Genomic DNA, 25097 nt, shown 5'->3' on the forward strand with positions numbered 1-25097 from the left:
CTTCAGGTCGTTTCTGTGCGGCCTATCGTCGGCACCGCCTGACTTGGCTCCAGTTTGCGACCGAGGTCGACGGCGTCGCGCAGCACGCCAATATGCGAGCGCGGCGGCGTGCCGGCGGCTGCGGCGACCTCGACGCCGGTCGTCTTCAGCGACCAGTAGAGCGTGTGCGTGAAGATGCGGCCAAGCGAACCGCACAGCTCGACCTGGATGTTGTCCACGCCGGGGCCGAAATTTTCCGCCATCGGCCCGGAGATCGGGTCGCCCGTCAGCCAGCCATTGCCCCTGTCGAAGATGTTGGTCCAACGCGTCGCAGCAAACACTGCACCATGATGCACCGCCCGCTGTGGTTTGCCCGAACGGCTGCGCCCTTCCTGATAGAGGACGGTTCCACCGGCCGCCGTCTCGGCAATCGGCGGACATGCCGAGAACAGCCGCTCAGCGATGCCGCGCCTGAATTCGGCGAGGTTGTAGGTCACCAGAAATTCGCTGTGGGTCAGCGGACTGCCGAGCGTGACGAAATCGCTGATCTTCCATGGCAATGGATGATCGGCGTCCCTGGTGCGAAGCTGCCGATAGAGCTCCCATTGGGCGCGGCGGAATCCGGAAAAATCATCCAAGCCGTCGGGCCACGCAGAACCATCGGCGTGGAGCGTGGCCTCGTCGACGGCGCGGATCGCTTTCAGTCTCGCCTTGTCGCGGACGGCTTCCAGCTTTCGGGGCCTGAAATCGGCCCACAATATCTGCAGCAGATCATAGGCGATGATCGATCCCAGGCTGTGTGAGACCAGCACGATCCGATCGTAGCCATCGTCCATCATGAGACGCCTCAGCAGCGTCAGGCCACGGTCGCGGACAAGCGCGCGCTTCTCGACCGTTGCCGCTTCAGCACGTACATAGGCGGCCACGTCGCCGAAATAAGGAAGGCCAAACCGGTCCACCAACCAGATGACGAACGAAGCCAGGATCGTGACGAGCGTACCCGTGGTCCAGGAAATATACCCTTGCGATGCCGACGTCGCGAGCAGGAGCGCCGCGCACAAGACTATTGTGACGGCCAGAAGCGTGACGACATACAGCCCGCGGGCATCGCGCGGAATGTCGGCGGGCTTGCGCCAAAGCAGATTCGTTACCCAGGCCGCAAGCCGGCCCCGCGTTGTGCCCTGCGTAATGTCGGCCCAGTAAAGCTCGTAGAAGTCGGTGCGGCGGCCATCGATATCGTAAGGGGTGGTGATCCGGCGAAGCTCGTGCGAGTTCGTCCGGCTGTCAGGCGTGATCCAGCTCTGGTTGATCTTCTCGCCGTCGGGGTCGGCCGGATCAGTGACACGGGCATAAAACGGCGCGCGGGCGGGATCATGACTCCAGACCGCCTGAACAAATTCCCTCAGCGTGCCCATGGGCCGCTGTTCGCCCATGCCATGCACGATCACCACGGCCTGGCTGAGCTTGCGCGGCGCCTTTCCGGAGGCCGGCGGACTGGTCTTGGCCGGCGACGCAACAGGATGAGGGTCGGACACCAGTGCCTCCGTTGGTGACAAATCCCGGAACAGAATTTGCCTATCGTAGCTCTGAAACCGGGGTGAGAGCAAAGGCGCTCCAGGCCGGATGCTCAGGGCCAAGAAAAAGCCCGGCGCGGAGCCAGACTTTTGGTTTCGAGCAACTGGCGGTGTACCGGCGCCGCTAACCCGGATCAGTGGTCCAAGGCCTTGACGATCTCTTCGGTCATCTTCTTGGCGTCGCCGAGCAGCATCATGGTACCGTCCTTGTAGAACAGCGTGTTGTCGATGCCGGCATAGCCGGAGCCGAGCGAGCGCTTGACGAACAGGCAGGTGCGGGCCTTGTCGACATCGAGGATCGGCATGCCGAAAATAGGGGAGCTCTTGTCGTCCCGCGCGGACGGGTTGGTGACGTCGTTGGCACCGATGACATAGGCGACGTCGGCCTGCGCGAATTCGGAGTTGATGTCCTCGAGCTCGAACACTTCGTCGTAAGGCACGTTGGCTTCGGCCAAGAGCACGTTCATGTGGCCGGGCATGCGGCCGGCGACCGGATGAATGGCGTATTTGACGTCGACGCCGGCGGCCTTGAGCTTGTCGGCCATCTCGCGCAGCGCGTGCTGTGCCTGGGCGACCGCCATGCCGTAGCCTGGCACGATGATGACTTTCTGCGCGTTCATCATCAGATAGGCGGCATCGTCGGCCGAACCCTGCTTGACCGTGCGCTCGATGCCGTCGTCGGCGGTGGCGAAAGTCTCGCCGCCGAAGCCGCCGAGGATGACCGAGATGAATGACCGGTTCATGCCCTTGCACATGATGTAGGACAGGATCGCGCCGGACGAGCCGACCAGCGCGCCGGTGATGATCAACGCCAGATTGCCGAGCGTGAAGCCGAGTGCCGCAGCCGCCCAACCCGAATAGGAATTCAGCATCGAGACGACCACCGGCATGTCGGCCCCGCCGATCGGGATGATGAGCAGGACGCCAAGGACAAGCGATGCCGCAACGATCAGCCAGAACACCAGCTTGGACTCGGTGGTGACCAGCAGCACGATCAGCACGATCAGCGCGATGCCGAGGGCCGCGTTGATGAAGTGACGGCCGCCGATCATGATCGGCTTGCCCGACATGCGGCCATCGAGCTTGAGGAAGGCGATGACCGAGCCGGTGAAGGTGATGGCGCCGATGGCGACGCCGAGGCTCATCTCGATCAGCGCCTGGGCGTGGATGTCGGCTGCCGTGCCGATGCCGAAACTTTCCGGCGCATAGACGGCGGCAGCCGCCACCATGACGGCGGCAAGGCCGACGAGCGAGTGGAAGGCGGCGACCAGCTGCGGCATCGAGGTCATGGCGATGCGCCGTGCGGTGACCGCGCCCACCGAGCCGCCGATCAGCAGACCGAGCACGATGAGGCCAAAGCCTCCCGCCGAAGGGGTCGCCAGCGCCAGCGTGGTGACAATGGCGATGCCCATGCCGATCATGCCGTACATGTTGCCCTGGCGGCTGGTGGTCGGGTGCGACAGGCCGCGCAACGCCAGGATGAACAGGATGCCGGAGACCAGATAGAGGAAGGAGGCGAAGTTGGCGTTCATGTCGCTCTACCTGTCCTTCTTCTTGTACATGGCCAGCATGCGCTGGGTGACGAGAAAGCCGCCGAAGATATTGACCGAGACCAGCATCAGCGCGACGAAACCGAAGCCGGTGGCGATGCCGGACGCCGAGATGCCGACGGCAAGCAGCGCGCCGACGACGATGACCGAGGAAATGGCGTTGGTGACGGCCATCAGCGGCGTATGCAGCGCCGGCGTCACCGACCAGACGACGTAATAGCCAACGAAGATCGCCAAGACGAAAATAGCGAAGCGGAAGACGAACGGATCGATCGCCCCGCCGGACAGCGCGTGCGCGGCGTCGGCTGCCGCATCGGTGCCGCCTGGAGCGGTGGCCAGATCCTGCACCGCGAGCCGGACGGCGGCGGTCGCCTGGTCGAGCTGGTCGAGGGCTTTCTGCAAGGTCTGGTCCATCACGCGATCCCTTTCGGCTTGGCAGCGGCAGATCTCTTGAGTGCGGCAGCTTTCTTTGGCGCAGTCGGTTTCTTCGCGGCAACGGGCTTCGCAGGTTCAGCCGAGGCGATCATCACCGCCGGCTTGCCGGCGAAGGCCGGATGCACGACCTGGCCGCCATCGGTCAGCATCGTCGCCTTGACCAGATCATCGTCGCGGTTGATGGCCAGCGTCTTCGTGGTCTTGTCGACCAGCGTCTCGAGGAACGCAAAGAGGTTCCTGGCATAGAGCAGCGAGGCGGAGGCCGCGACGCGGCCCGGCACGTTGAGATGGCCGACGATTTTTACCCCGTTGGCCGTGGTCACCACCTGCCCGGGCACAGCGCCTTCGACATTGCCGCCGCGTTCGACCGCGAGATCGACGATCACCGAGCCCGGCTTCATCGAGGCGACCATCGCTGCCGAAACCAGCTTCGGCGCCGGACGGCCAGGAATCAGCGCCGTGGTGATGACAATGTCCTGCTTGGCGATGTGCTCGGCGGTCAGCGCAGCTTGCTTGGCCTGGTATTCCCTAGACATTTCCTTGGCGTAGCCGCCAGCCGTCTCGGCCGCCTTGAACTCCTCATCCTCGACCGCCAGGAACTTTGCGCCCAGCGAGGCAACCTGTTCCTTGGCAGCGGGGCGCACATCGGTGGCAGTGACCACAGCGCCAAGACGTCTTGCCGTCGCAATTGCCTGCAGGCCGGCGACGCCGACGCCCATGATGAAGGCTTTCGCCGCCGGCACCGTGCCCGCGGCCGTCATCATCATCGGCAGCGCTCGGTCATATTCGGCAGCCGCGTCGATCACTGCCTGATAGCCGGCGAGGTTCGCCTGGCTGGACAGGACATCCATGGATTGGGCGCGCGTGATGCGCGGCATGAACTCCATCGAGAAGGCGGTGACGCCGGCAGTTGCCAGAGCATCGACGGCAGCATCGTTGCCATAGGGATCCATGATGGCGATGACGGCAGTGCCCGGGCGATAGGCCTTCAGCTCCGCCTCATCAGGCCGGCGAACCTTCAGCACCACATCGGCCTTGGCGACATCGCCGACCTTACCGATCACAGCGCCGGTCTTGGCGAACTCCTCGTCGGGAATGCGCGATGCCGTGCCAGCGCCGCTTTCGACGATCACGGCGAATCCCAGCCCCGCCAGCCGCTTCACCGTGTCGGGCGAGGCAGCAACGCGCGGCTCGTTCGCATCGAGCTCACGAGGGATGAAAACCGTCTGTCCCACCGCATGATCCTTTCGGCTGGAACCTGTCTGCGCAGGACGCCGGCCGGATTTCCGGCGATGTCACGGGCAAGGGGTTTTGAAGAATTTACCGGAGAATGAAAGCGCCGACGGCGAGGATCAGTGCGAACAGGACAAATCCCGAGAAGAAGCCGCCCGCAAAGAAGCCGAAAGCCATTGCCAGAAGCACGGCGAGGCAAAAGAGCGATCCGTATTTCGCCAGCCTGAGGAATCCGGCATAGGTGCGGTCGTGCTCGGCATAGTCCATCTTCGCGCCCAGTTCGACAGGACCGGTCGGCGAGTGATCAGCCATAGGAATACCCCTTCGAAGACATCTTTCAGGCACATAGCGAAAAGCCAGGCCGAGGGCAATGGCGCTATTGCCGCATCGCCGGAGACAACAGCCTTACAGGAAAGTTGAAGCCGCCGGATGCAGGAGGATGTTCCTGAGGTGACCGTGGCTGCCGCCTTGCGCTTCCTTGCGGCTGAGGCTTGTCACATCAGCCGGCCAGCTGCGGAAACAGCCCAAGCAGGCCGACGACGATCAGATAGAGCGCGACGATGTAGTTGAGGAGCCGCGGCATCACCAAGATCAGCACGCCGGCAATCAGCGAGATCAGCGGAGTGAGTGCGAGCGTGGAAATGGTCATGTCAGGTTCCTCTCGATAGAAATTGCCGCCGAACCGATGCAGATTGACGTCGTCCGCGCGCCACCGGCGCGTCTTCCAGAACGCCGAAGCGACCTGAAAGCTCCAAGGCCGCGATGCACAATTGCCAATGTCAGGCGGCTTCGCGAAAATATTTGGCGGTCGGCAGGATGGTCAGCGGCGCGAGTTCACCAGCACTAGGTGTCTCAAACAGCATGCGTTGCTCCATCGGCGTCGACCGAAAGAAGGGGAAACGCTGGAGTACCCGCTCCAAATTGATCTCGTAGTTCGCGTCATAGAGTACCACGGGAACGGTGAATGGAGGATAGTCTCTCGGTTGCCCCACTTGCACGGCACCGAAAATCCGCTGGTAGAAAGCCGTGTGTTCCTTGCGGATCACGCCGAGACAGGCAGTCACGTGGAAGCGGATGCTGGCAATAAGTGCTAGCCGCAACGTAACGTAAGGCAGGGCACGATGCATCGATATGAAGTCCGGGTCGGCTGCCAGAAGCGTCGGATTGATGAAGGTTTCGCCGCGAAGCAGGCGCGGATGAAGCAGATCGCCGAATCTGGTCATTGCGGGCGCGTAAGGTTCGCTCGGTGTCAGATGATGAATACGGAGCGTACACACAAGGGAATTGTCGACGAAGACACCAAAGCGATAACAGTTCGGCGTGTAGTCGAGCGCATCCGTCATCATCTGGTCGCTGGATTCAGGCAGAAAGCCGTTCAGCCGGTAAGCCTTGTAGCGAAGCCGGTAAATCGCCTCCATGTCTTCACCGCTTTCGCAACGTCTGTATTCCACGCGCTCAAGAAGGGTCGAAACATTGCGCGAGAAGGAAGACATCCCGCTGAGGTCGGTCGGTCGGTCATCCACATGAACAACGCCTTCGGATACCGCCACAATACAATTCCCTTCTGCCATCTTCACTGCAAACCTATCGTGTGCGGTCGCGGCATAAAAGGTGAAAATCCAATCGACGTCGTTTACCTAATATTAACCTTAACTTGCCGCCGCGCGGCAGGTCTGGTCGAGTTGGTCGAAAATGAAGCGCGGAATCAGCTAAGCGCACGTTTGCCCGCAGGCTTTTTATCGATGGCGAATGGCCAGACCGTGGTAGCCATCGTTCCGATGCCGGACGCTGTCAGCGCTGAACCAAACAAAAAGCCCTGGACCATATCCGGTTTGATAGAATGCGTCAGAATCTTGAGCTGCTCGTAAGTCTCAACGCCCTCGATAGTTACGTTGAGACCGAGAACCCTGATCAGTTCGACCACGCCCTTCAACAGCGCGAGCGAACTCGGGTTCTGGGTGACGTCCATCAGGAACGAGCGGTCAATCTTGACCTTGTCGAGCGGCAGCTTGTGGAGATAGCTCAAGCTCGAATAGCCTGTGCCGAAGTCGTCTAGCGCAATGCGCACGCCAAGCCGTTTCAACTCCTCGATATACTCACGCGTCAGCGATTTGTCGTCGAGAAGCGCGGTCTCGGTGACTTCGATTTCCAGGCGGCCGGCGGCGAGGCCGGAACCGGCGAGCGCCTCACGGACTTTCTGGACGATGCCACTGCTGCGGAAATCCTTGGCCGAAAGGTTGACCGAGACGCTGGTCGGGTCGGGCCATTTGACGCATTCGGCGCATGCCGCCTGCAGGACAAAGGTGCTGATCTCGGAAATGATGCCCATTTCTTCGGCCAGCGGAATGAAGATGCTGGGCGAGATCGGTCCGAGATCGGGGTGATCCCAACGACACAGCGCCTCGCAACTGGCGATCCGCATCGTGCTCATCGCGACGATCGGCTGATAGACCACCCGCAACCCCTTGCTTTCCACCGCAGTGCGCAGATCCGCCTTCATCAGCTGACGGTCGCGAAATGCCGCATCCATCGATGCCTGGAATAACCGCCAAGTGTTCTTGCCGAGTTCCTTGGCCTTGTATAGCGCGAGGTCCGCCTTGACGATCATGGCGGCGACATCGGTGTCCCTGACCCGCGACAGCACCGCGCCACCGCTGGCCTGGATGCGCAGTCCATGACCGGCGACGTCGACCTCGCCCTGCAGGTCAATGAAAATCTCGTCGATTTGGCTGATCAGATGGGTCTCGTCCTCGACGCGGTCGAAGAAGATCATGAACTCGTCGCCACCGAAACGGCTGACGGTGATGCCTGGTACGGCGACCGCCGCCAGCCGTTCAGCGACGGCGTAGATCAATCCATCGCCGACCGGGTGGCCAAGCGTGTCGTTGACGCTCTTGAAATCGTCGAGGTCGAGCACGGCGAGCCCGCAGAGACGCTCGAGGTCGCCGGATGCCATCGCCTCTCCGATCAGCTCTTGGAAATAGGCGCGGTTGGGCAGGCCGGTGAGGCTGTCATAACGCGCCATGAAGCGGATCTTGTCTTCCGCCTCGACGCGGGCCGTCACATCCTCGAAGGTGATGACACCCAGTTCCTGGCTGCCTTCGCGCGCCGAGAACTCATAGTGCTGACCGTTCGCAAGCGAGACGAGAACCTTGCGATCGCGGCCCTCGCGCAGGGCGCGCGTAAGCTGGGCTTCGATGTAGCGGCAGTCCTTCGGCGCCAGCATGCCGCCGGCAACGCCGCGCATCAGCAGACCGTGGATCGATCGCCCGAGCAGCGCGTCGGGCGACTTGAGCGACATCAGATGCGCGGCTTCGGCATTGGCCACCGCTACCCGGCCGTCGGGGCCGAGCATGACAAGGCCATGCGACATGGTGTTCAGGGCGCGATTGAAGCGCTGGGCGATGCGGTTCGCCTTCTTTTCTTCGCTGATTGCTGTAAACAGCACCTTTCGCACAAGATGCGCCATCTTGTTGATGGTGAACATGAACGGGATGACAAAGAGGCCCAGAATGACGTTGTAGACGTCGCCCTTCAGCATCAGGCCGACCGCAATCGGCGCGACCACGGACACGGACAGGATGGCGACCATCCTGCGGGAGCCGAAATTGCGGCCGGCGATGGTGATGGTGCTTGCCAACACCAGCGACACCGCTGCAATCTCGCCAAACAGGTCCGGAACCACGTAGAGGCATACGAACGCGAAAAGTCCGACCGCCGACCCATGAATCGTCCCGGCAACAATGTAGTAGCGTTCCCAGGAAAGCGCGGATTCGTAGGTGACGATGGTGTCGGGACTGACCCTCCGGATCGCAAGATAACGGCCGATACTAGCGGCAACCATCAGGATGGCGAGCGCGAGATAGATTGCCGCAGACGTTTTCCAATACACGAGCAGGCCCATAGCGCCTTGCGTGAAGGCGCCAACGAGCAAGATGCCTGCGTCGCGAAACAGCGAGCGAACGAAGCCAACGTATACGTCCTCGGATATGTCGTCGGGTCGATCTATGTTCATGACCTTGCGGGTGTCGCGCGAACCGCAGTCATGTCATAACCGCCTTAAGAAAGGTTTAGAGGGGCCATCTCGGGGCCTGCGTCAAGCCTGTTGAGCTTCTTCAGACAAGGCGCATCGATCATTCGGCGGCATGGAGTTCCGGCCGCACCGGCGCCTTCGCCAGGCGATCGAGCAACCTCTGGCGCTCGCCAGCCGCCCTCTCGGCACTGGCCTGCCTGACGTGACCATAGCCGCGAATGAGCGCCGGCACCGAGGCAAGGGCGGCCGCGGCCTCGACCTTGCCCGGCGCCAGCGCGCCGGCGACAAGCTCCAGGTCGGCCTCGTATTGCGCAAGAAGCTGCCGTTCCATACGCCTTTCGGTGCTGTAGCAGAACACGTCGAAGACCGTGCCGCGCAAGCCTTTCATCGCTGCCAGCAGGCGGAATCCCTTCATCATCCAGGGACCGAAACTCGACTTCCTCGGTTTGCCGTCCTTGCCGCGCCCCATGATCGGCGGCGCGAGATGGAATTCGAGTTTGTCGTAGCTCTGGAACTGCTTCCCCAGCTCGGCGGCGAAGGAGCCATCGGTGTAGAGCCTTGCCACCTCGTATTCGTCCTTGATCGCCATCAGCTTGAACAGGTTCCTCGCGGCGGCCTCGGTCACAGCAGTCGAACCGGGCACCGCACGGGCTTCGGCCCTGCGCAGCGCGGCCAGTCTGTCGGCGTAGCGCTTGGCATAGGCGGCGTTCTGATAGCCGGTGAGGAAGGCGACGCGGCGGGCGATGATGTCGTCCAGCGTCTCGGCGACAGCGGCGTTCTGTGCAGTCATTCCCGGCTGGTCAACGAGGCCGCGCACGAACTCCGGCTGGTGGGCGGCGCGGCGGCCCCAGCGGAAGGCTGAGACGTTCATCGCCACGGCCTGGCCGTTGAGCTCGATCGCCTTTTCGACTGCCTCGGCTGACAGCGGCAAGCCGTCATGCTGGAAGGCGAAGCCGAGCATGAACATGTTGGCGCCGAGCGAACTGCCGAACAGCGCGGTGGCGGTGCGGGTGGCATCGAAGAAATGCGCCTTGTTATCGCCTGCGGCAGTGCGGATCGCCTTTTTCAGCCGCTCGACAGGCAGCGAGAAATCCGCCGACCGGGTAAACTCGCCGGGCATGATCTCGGCGGTGTTGGCGAGGAAGATCGTGTGGCCTTCGCGCACCGCGGCGAGCACCTTTTGGGCGCCCGATACGACGAGATCGCAGCCGAGCACAAGGTCTGCCTTGCCCGCCGAAACGCGGATGGCATGGATATCGTCCGGGCTGCGCGCGATGCGGACATGGGTGAACACCGAGCCGCCCTTCTGGGCAAGGCCGGCCATGTCGATCATGCCGCAGCCCTTGTCTTCGAGATGGGCCGCCATGCCGAGCACCGCGCCGATGGTGACGACGCCGGTGCCGCCGACGCCGTCGATGATCGCCGCCCAGCCTTGTTCGCCGAGCGGGAATTCAGCGGGCGCGGGCACGCCGTCGAGCGGATCGGTCGTGCCGGCAATACCCTCGGCCTTCCTGATCTTGGCGCCATGCACGGTAACGAAGGACGGGCAGAAGCCGTTGATGCAGGAGAAATCCTTGTTGCAGCTCGACTGGTCGATCCTGCGCTTGCGGCCGAACTCGGTCTCGACCGGCTGGATCGACACGCAATTCGACTGCACCCCGCAATCGCCGCAGCCTTCGCAGACCAGTTCGTTAATGAAGACGCGCTTGTCGGGATCCGGGAAGGTGCCGCGCTTGCGGCGGCGGCGCTTTTCGGCGGCGCAGGTCTGGTCGTAGATCAGCACGGATATGCCGCTGACCTCGCGCAATTCGCGCTGGACGAGGTCGAGATCGTCGCGGTGATGGATGGTGGCGCCGGCGGGGAATTCGACCTTGCCGGTATATTTGTCCGGCTCGTCGGTGACGATGGCGATCCGCTCGACGCCCTCGGCCCGCACCTGCCTGGCGATCATGTCCACGGTCAGGCCACCCTCGTGCGGCTGGCCGCCGGTCATGGCGACGGCGTCGTTGTAGAGGATCTTGTAGGTGATGTTGGCGTCGGTCGACAGCGCGAAGCGGATCGCCAGCGCACCAGAGTGGTTATAGGTGCCGTCGCCGAGATTCTGGAAGATGTGATCGCGCTTGGAGAACGGTGCCTGGCCGACCCATTGCGCGCCCTCACCGCCCATCGCGGTGAAACCAACGGTGTTGCGATCCATCCACAGCGCCATGAAATGGCAGCCGATGCCGGCGGCGGCGAGCGAGCCGTCGGGCACCTTGGTCGAGGAATTGTGCGGGCAGCCGGAGCAGAAGAAGGGGGTGCGCGAGGCGATGTCTGACGTGTCGGCGAGCATCGCCTGGAACTGGCGAAGACTCGCCACCCGCGCGGCGATTTCGTCCGACGGACCGATTGTCCGCAAGATTCTCTCGCCGAGCGCTATGGCGATATCGTTGGGATCGAGCGCGCCCTTGGCCGGGAACAGCCCGTCGCCGCGCTCGTCCTTCTTGCCGACGATGACCGGCTGCATGGCGGTGCCGTAAAGGTTCTCGCGCAGTTGCACCTCGATCAGCGAGCGTTTCTCCTCGACGACGACGATGGTGTCGAGACCGCGAGCGAAATCCGCTATGTGCTGCAGGTCGAGCGGCCACGGGCAGCCGACCTTGAACAGCCTGATCCCGATGCGGTTGGCGGCGGCTTCGTCGACGCCGATGTCTTCCAGCGCCTGGCGGACGTCGAGATAGCTCTTGCCGATGGTGACGATGCCAAGCTTCGGGGCACGTCCACCGGAATAAACGATCCGGTTCAGCCCGTTGGCATGGATGAAGGCCGAAGCGGCGGCGCGCTTGTATTCATGCAGCCGCTCCTCCTGGCCGAGCATGTCGATCTCGTTGCGGATGTTGAGGCCGCCGGGCGGCATCTCGAAGTCCGGGGTGACGATATCAAGCCGTTCGAGCGCGGCATCGACCGAAGCCGTCGATTCGATGTTGTCCTTGACGCATTTGATCGCCGCCCACGTGCCGGCGAAACGCGACATGGCAAAGCCGTAAAGCCCATAGTCGATGATCTCCTGGACCCCGGCCGGATTGAGGATCGGCACCATGGTGTCGACGAACAGGAACTCGGTCGCGTGCGCGTTGGTCGAGGATTCGGCCATGTGGTCGTCGCCCATCAGGGCAAGCACGCCGCCATATCTGGACGAGCCGGCGAGGTTGGCATGGCGGAACACGTCGCCGGAGCGATCGACGCCCGGTCCCTTGCCGTACCAGACAGAAAAGACGCCATCATGCGTGCCCTCGCCCAGCAATTCGGCCTGCTGCGACCCCCAGCATGCCGTGGCCGCGAGTTCTTCGTTGAGGCCGGGCTGAAAGACGATGTCCGACCGGGCGAGCTGCTTCCTGGCCTTCCAAAGCTGCATGTCGAGGCCGCCGAGCGGCGAGCCGCGATAGCCGGAGACGAAGCCGGCAGTGTTCAGGCCAGCCCGGCGGTCGCGCTCGCGCTGCATCAGCAGCATGCGGATGACCGCCTGCGCGCCGGAAAGGAAGATGCGCTCCTTTCCCAGGTCGAACTTGTCGTCGAGCGCGACATCATGCAGCGTCATCAGGCATTTCCTGTGCGGAGGCCGCAGTTCGAGCGCAGCCAACGTCGGAGTCGAGTGCCTACAGTCTTTCTTCCCTTGCCGGGGAGGTCAAACAAAATCGAAGGTGCCAGACGGCGCGCAACAAATGATCCGTGCGCGGCCGTGTGGCGCCACGAACCGCCTGTCGGTGAGGATGGTCGAGCACGAAAATTCCGGCGGCGGTCAGTGCCGCTGGTGACGCATCATGCAGCCTTTGGGCAACTGGGCTTCGGTTCGCCGGGCAGCTTGCCGTCGACATGGCCGGCCAGGTCCTTGTTGAGCTCGTAGACTGGCCCGACCACGAGAGGCCGGTCGGGCAGGACCGATTGGTCGAGCGAGGACGTCAGTGTCGTCTCGAAACTCTGCAGCAAATTGCCGCTGGAATCCTCGATGCGGATCGACACCGCATAGGGCTTGTCCTTGACGACGCAGGTGAGCGGCGGGCTGGTCAGGGTCACATGCGGCAGCTTCGGCCATATTTTCTGGGTGACGATGATCGGATCACCACCGGCCGGGTTCTGGAAGGAGACCACGGCGACCTGTCCCTCACCCACCGGCCGCAGCGGATTGAGGGTGATGACATAGGTGGCGATGCCCAGCCGGTAGTTGAACTCGAACAGCTTCCCGGAAATGGCGAACAGCTGGTCCTTGCCGGAGTCACGGCAGGCGCCGAGCGCGGCCGCCGCGAACAACGCCGCGACGACAATCATCGCGCGCGAGAATCTCTTAGACATTGGTGACCTCCCTCGCCGCGGTCCGGCGGCGATAGTATCGGTTTGCCTTCTGTCGGTTGCCGCACACCGCCATGTCGCACCAGAGGCGGCTGGAATTGCGGCTTTTGTCGACAAACAGCCAGCTGCAGTTCGGACATATCCTCAGCCTGGCGATTGTGTCGCCGCGCAGCAGCGATAGCGCCGAGACCGCAAGCGCCGCCTCGAAGGCAATCGGCGTCGCCGGATTGCCGAACGGTTTTCCGGGCCTCCCGATTTCGGTGCGGCTTTGGGCGAGTCCGTCGGCGCAGGCTGCAAGGAATTCAGGCATGTCTCCGGTGGAGATCGCACCTTCCGAAACCGCACGGCGAAACAGCCGATCGGTGGTCTCCCTGATCGACAGCACCACCGGCGCGATCTTTCCAGGCGCCGGCGCTGCGAGCGGCCTGCCGCCGAGCTCGGCGGCGCGAAAGCCGCTCGCCGCTTCGGCAAAGCGGGCGATCTCGGCCGGATCTTTGAGCCGGTCGAAGGTTTTCTCCGGATCGTTCCGCAAAACGACGGTGTTCGCCGTGTCGAGCGCAAGCATGCCACCGGTGAAGCGGTGCGGAGTCCAGGATACTGCCATATGGCGAATCTAACCGATAAAACGCATTTGACAAGTTAGATTCCGGGTGCAACGCTCGTCACGGAGGCGATCGCCATTGCCTTGTCTTGAGAATGTCGTTCGTCCCAAACCGCTGCGCCCCGATTGCGGGGCATGCATCGAGGACATTGCATGCTCTATTTCTTCCAGCAGGTTCTGAACGGGCTGCATTCGGGCGCGCTCTACGCATTGCTTGCGTTCGGCTACGTGCTGACCAACGGCATCCTGCACCGCACCAATCTTGCCTATGGGGCGCTGTTCGCCTTTTGCGGGCATACGATGATCCTCACCGCGGCGTTCGGCTATCAGGCGCTGTGGCTGACGCTGTTTGCATCCATCGCGCTCGGCGTAGCTGCGGCGTTCCTTTATGCGGCGCTGCTCAGCCGTGTCTTGTCGCGAAGCATCTTCGAACCGTTGGCCGACCGCTCGCCCAACGCCATCGTGGTGACGACGCTCGGCATATTGCTGGCCCTGTCGGAAGCCAGCCGTATCGCCGCCGAAACCCATGATCTGTGGCTGCCGCCAATGCTGGCCCAGCCCATCATTTTTGCGCGGGGGGCCAATTTCAATGCCACGCTGACGCTCATCCAGTTGCTCGACTGCGCTGTCGTCGCGGCAACTATCGGGCTCGCCGCCTGGGCGCTCGCCCAATCAAGCTTCGGCCGGCGCTGGCGCGCCGTGTCCGACGATCCCAAGGCGGCGGCGATGTGCGGCGTCGATGTTCGCGCGGTGCTTCGGCGTGCGGTGCTTTTCGGCGGCCTTTGCGCGGCACTGGCCGGCGTGCTCGCCGCCTTCTACTACGGCAACATCAGCTTCGGCACAGGGTTGGTCTACGGGCTGAAAATCCTGTTTGTGACGGCGGTGGGCGGCTATCTCTCGCCGTTGCGGGCAGCACTTGGCGCTGCCGCTTTCGGCATGACCGAATCGCTGTGGGCCGGCTATTTTCCGCTCGAATGGCGCGATGGCTGGATGTATCTGTTCCTCGTCGCCATGCTGGTGCTGATCGGCACCGGCCGCGATCAGGGCAAGATCGCCTGACTGTACCAAGCCTGGGTAGACTTTGGTTGCATGACGTCTACAGCGCGCGCGTCCTCTCGGACGCGCAAAGGACGCTGTAGCACTTTGATTTTGCGCATGATCCCCAGCGAAAATCGATTCCGATTTTCGGGGTCATGCGCCGGGTCAGCCGGCTGTTTCGCCCCCTTCCTCATCTCAAAAGCCCCTTCCTCACTTCGCAAGATTGTTTTAGTCGGTCTGCCCTGTGTTGACCCGCCGGGCCACGCACGGCATACCGTTGGGCCACATCGAGGCGGCGGAAAAACAAGCGGGAATCGGCGCGCCGCTGATACTTTGAGTCATGCATCGTGCTTTCCGAAAATCGACACCGATTTTCGGGCCGATGCGTAAAGGGAGGAATGCATGGCAGGGCTGCTCGCTCTATCCAGAACCATTGACCGGGTGAACGAATTCATCGGCAAATGGGTGTCGTGGCTGATCCTGCTGGCAATCCTGGTCAGCGCCGCCAATGCCGTCATCCGCAAGACGTTCGACATGTCGTCGAACGCCTGGCTGGAACTGCAGTGGTATCTGTTCGGCGCCGCATTCATGCTGGCCGCCGCCTACACGCTGAAGCAGAACGACCATATCCGTATCGACATTGTCTACGGCATGTTCTCGCGCCGCGTGCAGCACTGGATAGACCTTCTCGGTCACCTTTTTTTCCTGATGCCGTTCGTGACGCTGATGGTGATCTATTTCGTTCCCTATGTGTCGCTGTCGTTTCGCAGTGGCGAAATGTCGAACAATTCCGGCGGGCTGATCATCTGGCCGGCAAAGGCGATCCTGCTGGCGGGCTTTTTCCTGCTAGCGCTCCAGGGCATCTCCGAGATCATCAAGAAGATAGCCATCATGCGCGGCGACATGGACGATCCGACGCCGTTCATATCGGTGCATGAGCAGGCCGAGCTCGAAGCGAAGGCGCTCGCCGAAGAGGTGCGCTCGTGATCGAGTTCATCGCCCAGAACATGGCGCCGATCATGTTCGCCTCGCTGGTCATCTTCCTGCTGATCGGCTACCCGGTCGCCTTCTCACTCGCCGCCAACGGCCTGGTCTTCTTCTTCATCGGGGTTGTGCTGTCACCCTATTCGGGCGGATCGATCAACCTCGCCTGGCCACTTCTCTATGCGCTTCCGGAAAATTTCTATGGAAGCAGGGTGATGTCGAACGACACGCTGCTGGCCATCCCGTTCTTCACCTTCATGGGCATCGTGCTCGAACGATCGGGCATGGCCGAAGACCTGCTCGACACGATCGGCCAATTGTTCGGACCGATCCGCGGCGGCCTCGCCTATGCAGTGATCTTCGTCGGCGCGCTGCTTGCCGCAACCACGGGTGTCGTGGCTGCCTCTGTCATCGCCATGGGCCTGATCTCGCTGCCGATCATGCTGCGCTACGGCTATGACCGCCGTGTAGCGTCCGGCGTCATCGCGGCGTCGGGCACGCTCGCCCAGATCATTCCGCCCTCGCTGGTGCTGATCGTTCTGGCCGATCAGCTCGGCCGCTCGGTCGGCGACATGTATGCGGGCGCGCTGATCCCGGGGCTGGTTCTGACCGGCCTTTACACGACGTACATCGTAATCATGTCGATCGTCCGGCCGAAGTCGATGCCGGCGCTGCCGCTGGAGGCCCGCACGCTCGGCCACGGTGTCCTGTCGCTGCTGTTCGCGGTGTTGGCGGCAGTCGTGGTTTCCTACGCGGCGTATCGCTATCTTGCGCCCTCGCAGGGCCAAAACGCCGATATTCTCGGTGCCACCATCGGCGTGATCCTCATCTACGTCGTGGCAATCGCCGACCAGCGCCTGAAGATCAACATGATGTCGCGGCTGGCGCAGCAGGTGATCATCGTGCTGATCCCGCCGCTGGCGCTGATCTTCCTGGTGTTGGGCACCATCTTCCTGGGCATCGCCACACCGACCGAGGGCGGCGCCATGGGCGCTGTCGGCGCGCTGATCATGGCGGCGATGAAGGGACGGCTGTCGCTGGACGTGGTCAAGCAGGCGCTGGCGGCGACGACGCGGCTGTCGTCCTTCGTGCTGTTCATCCTGATCGGGGCGCGGGTGTTCTCGCTCACCTTCTACGGCGTCAATGGCCAGATCTGGGTCGAACACCTCCTGACATCGCTGCCGGGCGGCGAAGTCGGGTTCCTGATCGGCGTCAACATCCTCGTCTTCTTGCTCGCCTTCTTCCTCGATTTTTTCGAGCTCGCCTTCATCATCGTGCCGCTTTTGGCGCCGGCCGCCGACAAGCTCGGCATCGACCTGATCTGGTTCGGCGTGCTGCTCGGCGTCAACATGCAGACCAGCTTCATGCATCCACCCTTCGGCTTCGCGCTGTTCTACCTGCGCTCGGTCGCCGCCCGGGTACCCTATCTCGATCGCCTCACCGGCAAGAAGATCGCGCCGGTGACCACCGGCCAGATCTATTGGGGCGCGGTTCCCTTCGTTTGCATCCAGGTTATCATGATCGGCCTGACCATCGCCTTCCCGCAGATGGTGATGCACTACAAGGGCACGGCAGTGGACCCGGGCACGATCGATTACCAGGTACCGGAAACGCCGAGCTTGTCGCCGCTCGGCGCACCGCCGGCGGATGGCGGCACGGCGCCGACCGCGCCTGCACCGGATCTGTCGCAACCGCCGAATTTCGGTGAAACGCCGCCTGCCAAGCCAGCAGCGCCAGCACCCGATCTGTCCCAACCACCGAGTTTCAATTGATGCCGGAGGCGTAACAGAGATGAAAGCGGTGCGGCTGGAGGGCGTGGGCAGCATTGCCCTGCGCGAGGTCGGCAAACCGTCCGCCGGACCGGACGATCTTCTGGTGCGGATCGAGGCATGCGGCGTCTGCGGCACCGACCGGCATCTTTTCCATGGCGAATTTCCCTATACGCCGCCGGTGACGCTCGGACATGAATTCTCCGGGATCGTCGAGGCGATTGGAACCGCTGTGTCCGGCTTTTCGGTCGGCGATCGCGTTACCGGCGATCCCAACATCGCCTGCGGGCACTGCCCGCACTGCCACGCGGGTCGCATCAATCTCTGCCATAATCTGGTTGCCATCGGCATCCGCCGCGACGGCGGCTTCGCCGAATATGTCGTGCTGCCTCAGAAGCAGGCCATTCTCCTTCCGAAAGACCTGAGGCCGACGCATGGCGCGTTCTGCGAGCCGCTTGGCTGCTGCCTGCATGGCGTGGACCTGGCGCAGATCAGACCCGGCTCCTCGGTCGCCGTGCTTGGCGGCGGGGTGATCGGCCTGCTCACCGTGCAACTGGCGAGGCTTGCCGGCGCGACGACAATCATCCTGTCGACGCGCCAGGCCTCGCGGCGCGCCCTTGCAGGAGAATTGGGCGCAACGGTGACGGTCGACCCCAGCGCTTGCGATATCATCGACACGGTCTTCGGTGCGTCGGGCCTCATGCCGGGCGGCGTCGATGTGGTGTTCGAATGTGCCGGCGTAAGAGAGACGGTCGAACAATCGATGCGGCTGGCCAAAGCCGGCGGTACGGTGGTCGTCGTCGGCGTGACGCCTCAAGGCATGAAGGCCGAGTTCGAGCCTTTCAACCTGTTGTTCCGGGAATTGAAGGTGCTCGGCTCGTTCCTCAATCCGTTTACGCATCGCCGGGCCGCCGATCTCATCGCCTCGGGTGCGATCGAGATCGACAAGCTCATCTCACGGCAGGTGACGCTGGAGGAGGCGGCTGCGGTGATCGCCAATCCGCCTGCGCCAGGCGAAGTCAAGGTGCTGGTGGTGCCGCGCTGATCAGGCAAATCGAAATGTGACGGCGCCACGCGTCCGAAGAGCGCGTGGGGCCGGTACTGTTGGGAGAGCGTGCCGGGGCGCGGCGGGGCCATCATGAAGGTGTGGTTATTGTACTCGGCCCCCAGCGCCCACAGATAGTGCTCCGTGCGGAAGGCCTTGATCGAGTCCCATATCTTCTTGAACGGCGCGTTCGAAGCTTCCATCTCGGCATAGACCTCGTTCGCCTTTTCGGAGCAGGCTGCCAAGATTTCCGGGCTGAACGGGCGCAATTTGGCGCCCGCGGACACCAGCCGCCTCACGGCCGCCGGATTCAGAAAGTCGTATTTCTGCAGCATGTTGGCGTCGGCGGCCTGCGCCGCGGTGCGCACCAGCGCCTTGTAGGCCGGCGAAAGCTCCTCGTATTTTGCCTTGTTGAACATCAGATGGACGGTCGGCCCGCCTTCCCACCAGCCAGGATAATAATAATTGGGCGCGACCTTGTAGAAGCCGAGCTTCTCATCGTCATAAGGGCCGACCCATTCGGCGGCGTCGATGGTGCCTTTTTCCAGCGCTGGATAGATATCGCCGCCGGCGATCTGCTGCGGCACGACGCCGAGCCTTTGCACCACTTTGCCGGCAAAGCCACCGATGCGCATCTTGAGGCCCGAAAGGTCGGCGACGGTGTTGATTTCCTTGCGGAACCAGCCGCCCATCTGCACGCCGGTATTGCCACCGGGCAGGCCAAAAAGGCCCTGCGTGGCCAGAAACTCGTTGAACAGGTCGATGCCGCCGCCGTGGTAATGCCAGGCATTGATGCCGCGCGCGTTGAGCGAGAACGGAACCGCGGCACCCAAAGCCCATGTCGGGTCCTTGCCCCAATAATAATATGCCACCGTATGGCAGGCCTCGACGGTGCCGGCGGTGGTGGCATCCGCGACCTGCAGGCCGGGCACCAGTTCACCGGCAGCGAAGACCTGGACCTGGAAGTTGCCGTCGGTCGCCTCCGAAAGCATCTTGGAAAAGACCTCGGCGCCACCATAGATCGTATCGAGGGATTTCGGGAAGGACGACGCCAGGCGCCATGTCACTTTCGGATTGGTTTGGGCGATAGCCGGCGCGGCAAGCGCCGCCGTAGCCGCCGCAGCGCCGACACCGGTCACACCGGCCTTGCGGATGAATGATCGACGATCCATGAAGTCCTCCCTATTGGATCAACAGACCGACGTTCGGGAGATGCTCTGTGCCCCGGATCGGCTTCGCGGCAAACAATACACGGGCAAGAAGTCGAGTCTAGCCATGGGAGCCGGTTTTGCCGGCGGCGTTTTCGCGAAAAACGCGGCGCGAACGCACCTCCCTGCAACTTAAGTCTAACGCCCCTTCCGTGGCCCATGCGACATGCCGAACTTGTCATGGCAAAGCGCCGTCGGATCGCCTATTTTAAAGGCAGAACATATCCTTGCACTGAATGGACCCGGATCAAAAATGCAGCAGCCGCTAGTCGCCATATCGACCGATGTCCGCCAGTTCGACAACTACACCTGGCATGCCGCTCCGCAGCAATATCTGGAGGCGGTGCTTTCGGCCGCCGGCGTGTTCCCGGTGCTGGTGCCGTCCTTCGGCGACCGGCTCGATTTCGATGAACTCCTGTCATCGGTCGACGGCGTCATGATCACCGGCTCGAAGTCCAACGTGCATCCCACGCTCTATGGCGGCGATGCCAGCGAGGCCAACGGCCCCTACGATCCGGCCCGCGACGCCACGACGCTGCCGCTGATCCGCAAGGCAGTGGAGCGCGGCGTGCCGCTGCTCGCCATCTGCCGCGGCATCCAGGAGATGAATGTGGCGCTGGGCGGCACGCTGGCCACAGAAATCCAGGAGCGCGAGGGATCGCTGGACCATCGCGCACCGGCGAGCGACAATCAGGACGAACGCTTCGCCATCCGCCAGACCATTTCGATCAAGCCCGCAAGCTGCCTCGCCGGCGTGTTCGGGGCGGGCGACATCATGGTCAACTCGGTGCATCGCCAGGCGATCGACCGGCTCGGCCCGAAGTTGCAGATAGAGGCCGTCGCCACCGACGGCACGGTCGAGGCGGTTTCGGTGCGGGACGCCCGTGCCTTCGCCGTGGGCGTCCAATGGCATCCCGAATACTGGGTCAATTCGGACAGCGTCTCGGCAAAGATCTTCCGCGCCTTCGGCGACGCGGTGCGCCTGCACGCCACGGCGAAATCCGGCGCGCGCACCGCCGCGGAATAATTCAGCCGTCGGGCGTCAACGTCGATGGCTGCTGGCCGCCAGCGACAGCAGCGGCAGGGTTGGTGCGTAGGATTCATAACCGTCGCCGTCGGCGACGCCGAACGTGACGATCGGGTCGATGCCGTTCACGCTGAAGATGACCGTGCCGTCATCCTGCTCACGCCAGAATTTCGCGCGCTCGATGCCAGGCAAAACCCGGCGGCAATTCGCAGTGACCGTCAACAGCGACAGGCCTTGCGCAACCTCAGTGCCGCGCTTGACCGCGCAGGACGCTTCGTCGCCATTGGCCACCAGCCTGTAATCGCCGGGCGACTGCGTTAAGTGATCGGCTGTGCGGCCTTCGCCGCTGCCGCCGTGAAACAGGTGAACGCTGCCGAACAGCGCCGCCACCGATATCAATGCAGCAAGTGCTTTCATCTGCGTTCTCCGCGTGTTTGGCGATAGATAAAAAATGATTTCAAAGCGTTAAGCCGACGTTAACAAATAGGAAAGCTTGCCGCTCAGCTGCGCGCCTTGACCTTTTCCGTTTCCGGCACCGGCGTCAGCGCCCTCCCTTCCGAAAACCAGGAAACCAGATTGTCGACGCACAGATCGGCCATGGCGCGGCGGGTATGTTCCGAAGCCGAGCCGACATGCGGCAAAAGCGATGTGTTGGGAGCGGCGAGCAGCGCTGGCGGCACGTTCGGCTCGTCGGCGAAGACGTCGAGCCCGGCAGCGGCGATGGTGCCATTGGCCAGGGCTGCCGCAAGTGCTGCCTCGTCCACCGTGCTGCCGCGGCCGATATTGACGAAGACGCCATTCGGGCCGAGCACCGACAGTATCTCGGCATTGACCGCCTTTTCCGTCGAGGCGCCGCCGGGCGCCACCGAGATCAGCGTATCCACCGCCTCGGCGAGGCCTTTCAGCGTGCCGTGGTATTCATAGGACAGGCCTTCGACCTGGCGCCGGTTGTGATAGGCGATCGGCAGCCCGAAGGCCTCCAGCCGACGCGCAATGGCAATGCCGATGCGGCCCATGCCGAAAATACCGACACGACGGTCGCGCAAGGTCAGCCGGCTCAAGCGATAGTTGCCGTCGCGCGCCCAACTGCCGTCGCGCAGCCAGGTCTCGGCGCGCGGCAACTCGCGGATGGTGTTGATCAGCAGGCCGAGAGCCGTGTCCGCGACGTCCTCGGTCAGCACGTCAGGCGTGTTGGTGACCATGACACCGCGCTGCGCTGCGTGACGGGCATCGACCGAATCATAGCCGACGCCGAAATTGGCGATGATCTCGAGATTCGGCAGCGCGTCGATGAGGGCTGCATTGATCCCGCCAAAGGCGGCAATGCCGCGCACCGACCGGCGCAGCTCGTCGGTGACCAGCGACGCTTCCGGCCGTTCGATCCAGACGCGGCTGAACATTCGATCGATGCGGCCGACCGCATGGTCGTTGAATTGGCCCGGCACCAGAATGGCGACTGCTTGCTGCTGTTCGGCTTTTGTCATGCACGCTCCACCGGTTTGCCGGTCGACTGACGCACATGCAGTTCCGGCTTGATCAGTTCCTGCGACGGCCGCACCATCTGCCCATTGAGCTTGTCGAGCAGCGCGCTGGCGGCGCGGCGGCCGACTTCACGCTGGCCGTTCCAGACGGTGGTCAGCGCCGGCGTTGCGATCGCCGCCTCCTCGAGATCGTCATAGCCGGTCACGGATATGTCAATGCCCGGCACCAGCCCGGCGCGTGCAATACCGTTCATCAGGCCGATGGCGACAAGGTCGTTCCAGCAGCAGGCCGCGGTCGGCTTGTCCTTCAGCGACAAGAACTGCCCGGCCGCTTCGAACCCGGCCTGTTTGGTGCGCGGACCGGCGATGCGCCAGGACGGCCTGACCTCCAGCCCGGCCGCCTCCATGGCGTTGACATAGCCCTGGTAGCGGTCACGGCCGGTCGAGGTCTGGTCGGTGCCGCCGACCATGGCGATGCGCTTGTGGCCGAGCGAGATCAGATGGTTGGTGGCAAGCCCGGTGCCGTAGGCATCGTCGCCGCGAAACACCGGCACGTCGGCGCCTTCGACGGTGCGTGCGATCAGCACCGCCGGCAGGCCGTTTTCCTCGGCCATCAAGATGTCTTCGGGCGGCGTGCCGATGGCCGGCGACATGATGACGCCGTCGGCGCCGAGCTGCAAAAGCGTGTCGATGAAGGTGCGCTGCTTTTCGAGCTGGTCGTAGTGGTTCGACAGGATGAAGGTCTGCCGGCTGCGATCGAGCTCGCTTTCGATCGAGCGCAGTATCTCGGCGAAGAACGGGTTCATGATGTCGTGAACGACGACGCCGACGATGCCCGAACGCGAGGTGCGCAGGCTGGCGGCACGGCGATTGTAGATATAGCCGATGGCGCGGGCATGTTCCTTGATGCGGTCGCGGGTGCCGCCGGCAACCAGCGGACTGTCACGCAGGGCCAGCGAGACCGTGGCCGTGGACACGCCGAGCGCATCCGCGATCGTCGAAAGCTTAATCTTCTGTGCCAGCGCCTTGCGCTCCCCCGACGATCTAGAGCCGATCCATGATCTCCAGCGAAAACCGGATTCCCACTTTTCGGGATCATGATCTAAACAGTTTAAACGCGGCCTTATGCCACCCTTCCGGAACAAATCAAAGTTTTTTTGCCAGCGCTTCCACCTCGACGTCGAGGGCGGCGCGGTTGCGCACACGAAGCCGGTGCTCGCGATGAACGATATAAAGGCCGCCGGCGACGATGACGGCAGCGCCGATGAGCGTCCAGCGGTCGGGAAACTGGTTGAAGACAATCCAGCCGGCAATGATCATCCCGATGATTTGCGAATACCGAGACGATAGCCTGCACTAGGAGCCAATGGCAGACGGCGCCGAACACGCTAAGCATCAGAAGGATGAACCAGCCGCCACAGGCTTGGTCTTTCTGCATGTCGTCATCCCAAAACCGCTACGCACTTTTGGGCGACATGCACTAGGGATGCATGCGGGCGCCCTTGGTGATCTTGTCGACAAGCTTCTTTTCGGCGCGCAGCGCGATACCGACGACCTTGACGTCGTCGGGTGCGAATTCGGCAAAGACGGCGCGGTTCGCCGCGTCGTGGCCGGTCGAAAACATCTCGTCGACGTAGAGCGAGGTCGTCACACCGCGCTCCAGCGCCCGCCGGTGGATCGCACTGAGCGTCGGGCGATCGGCCGAAAGCACGATGACCGGCTGGATCGAGAGCGGATTGTAGATATTGCCGGCGCGGTCGCGATAGGGTTCGCCGATGATGTCGCTATACTGCGCGACAATGCCGCTGGTCAGGAAGGCGGTGACATTGAGCTTTTGCCAGACGGGAAGGTCGTCCTGCAGCACGATTGCAAATTTCGTGTCGAACATGAGACATTTACCATTCAAGTTTGTGAAATGAAGCGATGTCACACGGTCTAGATGGCGAGGCCTTTCAGGGTCTTGGACGTTTGTGCGTTGACGCGGCTGAGAACTGTGTCATCTCGGCCCCCGATTGCGTCGGAATGGAGCGTATCGAGGCCCGGTTCCACGGCAGCGCGTTCGATCTCCATCGTCATGATACCTACGCCATCGGCGTGACGCTGCATGGCGTCCAGACCTTCCGTTATCGCGGCGCGACGCATCACAGCCTGCCCGGCCAGATTATCGTGCTCCATCCCGACGAATTGCACGACGGCGGCGCCGGCACCGAAGACGGTTTGCGTTACAGGATGCTTTATCTGGAGCCGTCCATCGTGCTGGACTGCCTCGATACGATAGGCGCATCGCTGCCCTTCGTCAGGAATGCCGTGGTGACGGATCCTGTTTTCCGCACGAGGCTGCTTTCGGCGCTGGGGCCGTTGGACCAGAAGCTGGACGACCTCTTTGTCGCCGACTTCATTGCGCAATTGATGCAAAGCTTGGCACGGCATGCAGGGCTGCAGGCGAAACCGATCCCAAGGACAGCATGGCGGGCTGCCAGCCTGGCACGCGACTATCTGGAAGAAAATGTTTTCCGTATCGTCCGTTCCGAAGAGCTGGAGGCGATTACCGGGCTGGATCGCTATGCACTATCGCGGCATTTCCGTGCCGCCTTCTCCACCAGCCCGCATCGCTTTCACTTGATGCGCCGGCTTCAACGAGCACGCCGCATGATCGAGGCGAGCGAGCCATTGGCGCAGATCGCGATAGCGGCCGGTTTCAGCGACCAAAGTCATTTTAACAGGCACTTCAAGAAGGCGTTCGGTGTCACGCCGGGCCGCTGGTCGGCATTGGTCCATGGATCGTCGGCAGCCGCAGCCTGATGGCGTCAGCCG

General features: G+C 62.8%; 21 protein-coding genes and 2 pseudogenes. 6 read left to right on the forward strand and 17 right to left on the reverse strand.

Translation table 11 applies throughout. The annotated features are described in order from the left end of the window. Nucleotides 1–2: 2 nt before the first annotated feature. The 11 genes from AC0L14_RS03515 to AC0L14_RS03565 all read right to left on the reverse strand — a co-directional run bounded on the left by AC0L14_RS03515 (nucleotide 3) and on the right by AC0L14_RS03565 (nucleotide 13734). Nucleotides 3–1514, reverse strand: coding sequence for a hypothetical protein (locus AC0L14_RS03515; protein WP_473484264.1), 1512 nt, complete (start codon nucleotides 1512–1514; stop codon nucleotides 3–5). Nucleotides 1515–1687: 173 nt separating this feature from the next. Beyond that, a complete protein-coding gene (locus tag AC0L14_RS03520) occupies nucleotides 1688–3085 on the reverse strand; it encodes an NAD(P)(+) transhydrogenase (Re/Si-specific) subunit beta (RefSeq protein WP_123146348.1) in 1398 nt (465 codons plus the stop codon). 6 nt (nucleotides 3086–3091) lie between these two features. Further along, a complete protein-coding gene (locus AC0L14_RS03525) occupies nucleotides 3092–3517 on the reverse strand; it encodes a proton-translocating transhydrogenase family protein (protein ID WP_123146347.1) in 426 nt (141 codons plus the stop codon). Further along, nucleotides 3517–4773: a Re/Si-specific NAD(P)(+) transhydrogenase subunit alpha gene (locus AC0L14_RS03530; protein WP_473748665.1), complete on the reverse strand. Its 1257-nt coding sequence runs from the start codon at nucleotides 4771–4773 to the stop codon at nucleotides 3517–3519. The genes AC0L14_RS03525 and AC0L14_RS03530 overlap by 1 nt, the downstream gene beginning before the upstream one ends. An 85-nt stretch (nucleotides 4774–4858) precedes the next feature. Next, nucleotides 4859–5083 carry an aa3-type cytochrome c oxidase subunit IV gene (locus AC0L14_RS03535; protein WP_123146345.1) on the reverse strand — a complete coding sequence of 75 codons (225 nt, stop codon included), beginning with the start codon at nucleotides 5081–5083 and terminating at the stop codon, nucleotides 4859–4861. A 187-nt stretch (nucleotides 5084–5270) separates the two neighbouring features. Beyond that, entirely contained in the window at nucleotides 5271–5420 is a 150-nt protein-coding gene (locus AC0L14_RS03540) for a DUF3096 domain-containing protein (RefSeq protein ID WP_065006071.1), read from the reverse strand. Nucleotides 5421–5550: 130 nt separating this feature from the next. Further along, entirely contained in the window at nucleotides 5551–6342 is a 792-nt protein-coding gene (locus AC0L14_RS03545; protein ID WP_473748707.1) for an N-acyl amino acid synthase FeeM domain-containing protein, read from the reverse strand. 134 nt (nucleotides 6343–6476) lie between these two features. Beyond that, the gene (locus AC0L14_RS03550) at nucleotides 6477–8786 is read right to left on the reverse strand and encodes a putative bifunctional diguanylate cyclase/phosphodiesterase (protein WP_473526194.1); all 2310 of its coding nucleotides are present in this window, start codon (nucleotides 8784–8786) and stop codon (nucleotides 6477–6479) included. Between the two features lie 118 nt (nucleotides 8787–8904). Next, nucleotides 8905–12381, reverse strand: a complete 3477-nt coding sequence (locus AC0L14_RS03555; RefSeq protein ID WP_473526195.1) for an indolepyruvate ferredoxin oxidoreductase family protein — start codon at nucleotides 12379–12381, stop codon at nucleotides 8905–8907. Between the two features lie 221 nt (nucleotides 12382–12602). Further along, nucleotides 12603–13133, reverse strand: a complete 531-nt coding sequence (locus tag AC0L14_RS03560) for a hypothetical protein (RefSeq protein ID WP_473484277.1) — start codon at nucleotides 13131–13133, stop codon at nucleotides 12603–12605. Continuing rightward, nucleotides 13126–13734: a CGNR zinc finger domain-containing protein gene (locus AC0L14_RS03565; RefSeq protein ID WP_473526197.1), complete on the reverse strand. Its 609-nt coding sequence runs from the start codon at nucleotides 13732–13734 to the stop codon at nucleotides 13126–13128. Before AC0L14_RS03565 ends, AC0L14_RS03560 begins: the two co-directional genes overlap by 8 nt. 150 nt (nucleotides 13735–13884) lie before the next feature. On the opposite strand from AC0L14_RS03565, the gene AC0L14_RS03570 reads away from it, so the two are divergent. From AC0L14_RS03570 to AC0L14_RS03585, 4 genes are all read left to right on the forward strand, one after another. After that, a complete protein-coding gene (locus AC0L14_RS03570) occupies nucleotides 13885–14790 on the forward strand; it encodes a branched-chain amino acid ABC transporter permease (protein WP_473748666.1) in 906 nt (301 codons plus the stop codon). A gap of 381 nt (nucleotides 14791–15171) precedes the next feature. Continuing rightward, entirely contained in the window at nucleotides 15172–15756 is a 585-nt protein-coding gene (locus tag AC0L14_RS03575) for a TRAP transporter small permease subunit (RefSeq protein WP_095493902.1), read from the forward strand. Further along, the gene (locus tag AC0L14_RS03580) at nucleotides 15753–17525 is read left to right on the forward strand and encodes a TRAP transporter large permease (RefSeq protein ID WP_473484284.1); all 1773 of its coding nucleotides are present in this window, start codon (nucleotides 15753–15755) and stop codon (nucleotides 17523–17525) included. Before AC0L14_RS03575 ends, AC0L14_RS03580 begins: the two co-directional genes overlap by 4 nt. 19 nt (nucleotides 17526–17544) lie before the next feature. After that, a complete protein-coding gene (locus tag AC0L14_RS03585; protein WP_473484548.1) occupies nucleotides 17545–18567 on the forward strand; it encodes a zinc-dependent alcohol dehydrogenase family protein in 1023 nt (340 codons plus the stop codon). A 65-nt stretch (nucleotides 18568–18632) separates the two neighbouring features. Here the strand turns inward: AC0L14_RS03585 and AC0L14_RS03590 are convergent. Then, nucleotides 18633–19739 (reverse strand): annotated as a pseudogene (locus tag AC0L14_RS03590) (TRAP transporter substrate-binding protein); the annotation flags it as partial. Between the two features lie 289 nt (nucleotides 19740–20028). Between AC0L14_RS03590 and AC0L14_RS03595 the strand changes: the two are divergent. Continuing rightward, entirely contained in the window at nucleotides 20029–20802 is a 774-nt protein-coding gene (locus AC0L14_RS03595) for a gamma-glutamyl-gamma-aminobutyrate hydrolase family protein (RefSeq protein WP_473484285.1), read from the forward strand. A gap of 15 nt (nucleotides 20803–20817) precedes the next feature. Here AC0L14_RS03595 and AC0L14_RS03600 read toward each other — a convergent pair whose 3' ends face one another. From AC0L14_RS03600 to AC0L14_RS03620, 5 genes and pseudogenes are all read right to left on the reverse strand, one after another. Next, nucleotides 20818–21219 (reverse strand): hypothetical protein, encoded by a 402-nt coding sequence (locus tag AC0L14_RS03600; protein ID WP_473484287.1) that lies wholly within the window; start codon nucleotides 21217–21219, stop codon nucleotides 20818–20820. A gap of 83 nt (nucleotides 21220–21302) precedes the next feature. Continuing rightward, the gene (locus AC0L14_RS03605; RefSeq protein ID WP_473748667.1) at nucleotides 21303–22286 is read right to left on the reverse strand and encodes a 2-hydroxyacid dehydrogenase; all 984 of its coding nucleotides are present in this window, start codon (nucleotides 22284–22286) and stop codon (nucleotides 21303–21305) included. Further along, a complete protein-coding gene (locus tag AC0L14_RS03610; protein ID WP_473545260.1) occupies nucleotides 22283–23305 on the reverse strand; it encodes a LacI family DNA-binding transcriptional regulator in 1023 nt (340 codons plus the stop codon). The genes AC0L14_RS03605 and AC0L14_RS03610 overlap by 4 nt, the downstream gene beginning before the upstream one ends. A gap of 124 nt (nucleotides 23306–23429) precedes the next feature. After that, a pseudogene (locus tag AC0L14_RS03615) lies at nucleotides 23430–23694 on the reverse strand (EamA/RhaT family transporter); the annotation flags it as partial. Nucleotides 23695–23763: 69 nt separating this feature from the next. After that, on the reverse strand, nucleotides 23764–24171 hold the full coding sequence (locus AC0L14_RS03620) for a DUF2000 family protein (RefSeq protein ID WP_473484292.1): 408 nt from the start codon (nucleotides 24169–24171) through the stop codon (nucleotides 23764–23766). Between the two features lie 35 nt (nucleotides 24172–24206). On the opposite strand from AC0L14_RS03620, the gene AC0L14_RS03625 reads away from it, so the two are divergent. Beyond that, nucleotides 24207–25085 carry an AraC family transcriptional regulator gene (locus tag AC0L14_RS03625; protein ID WP_473484295.1) on the forward strand — a complete coding sequence of 293 codons (879 nt, stop codon included), beginning with the start codon at nucleotides 24207–24209 and terminating at the stop codon, nucleotides 25083–25085. Nucleotides 25086–25097: the final 12 nt, after the last annotated feature.

This window comes from Mesorhizobium sp. WSM4841 (assembly GCF_055811515.1).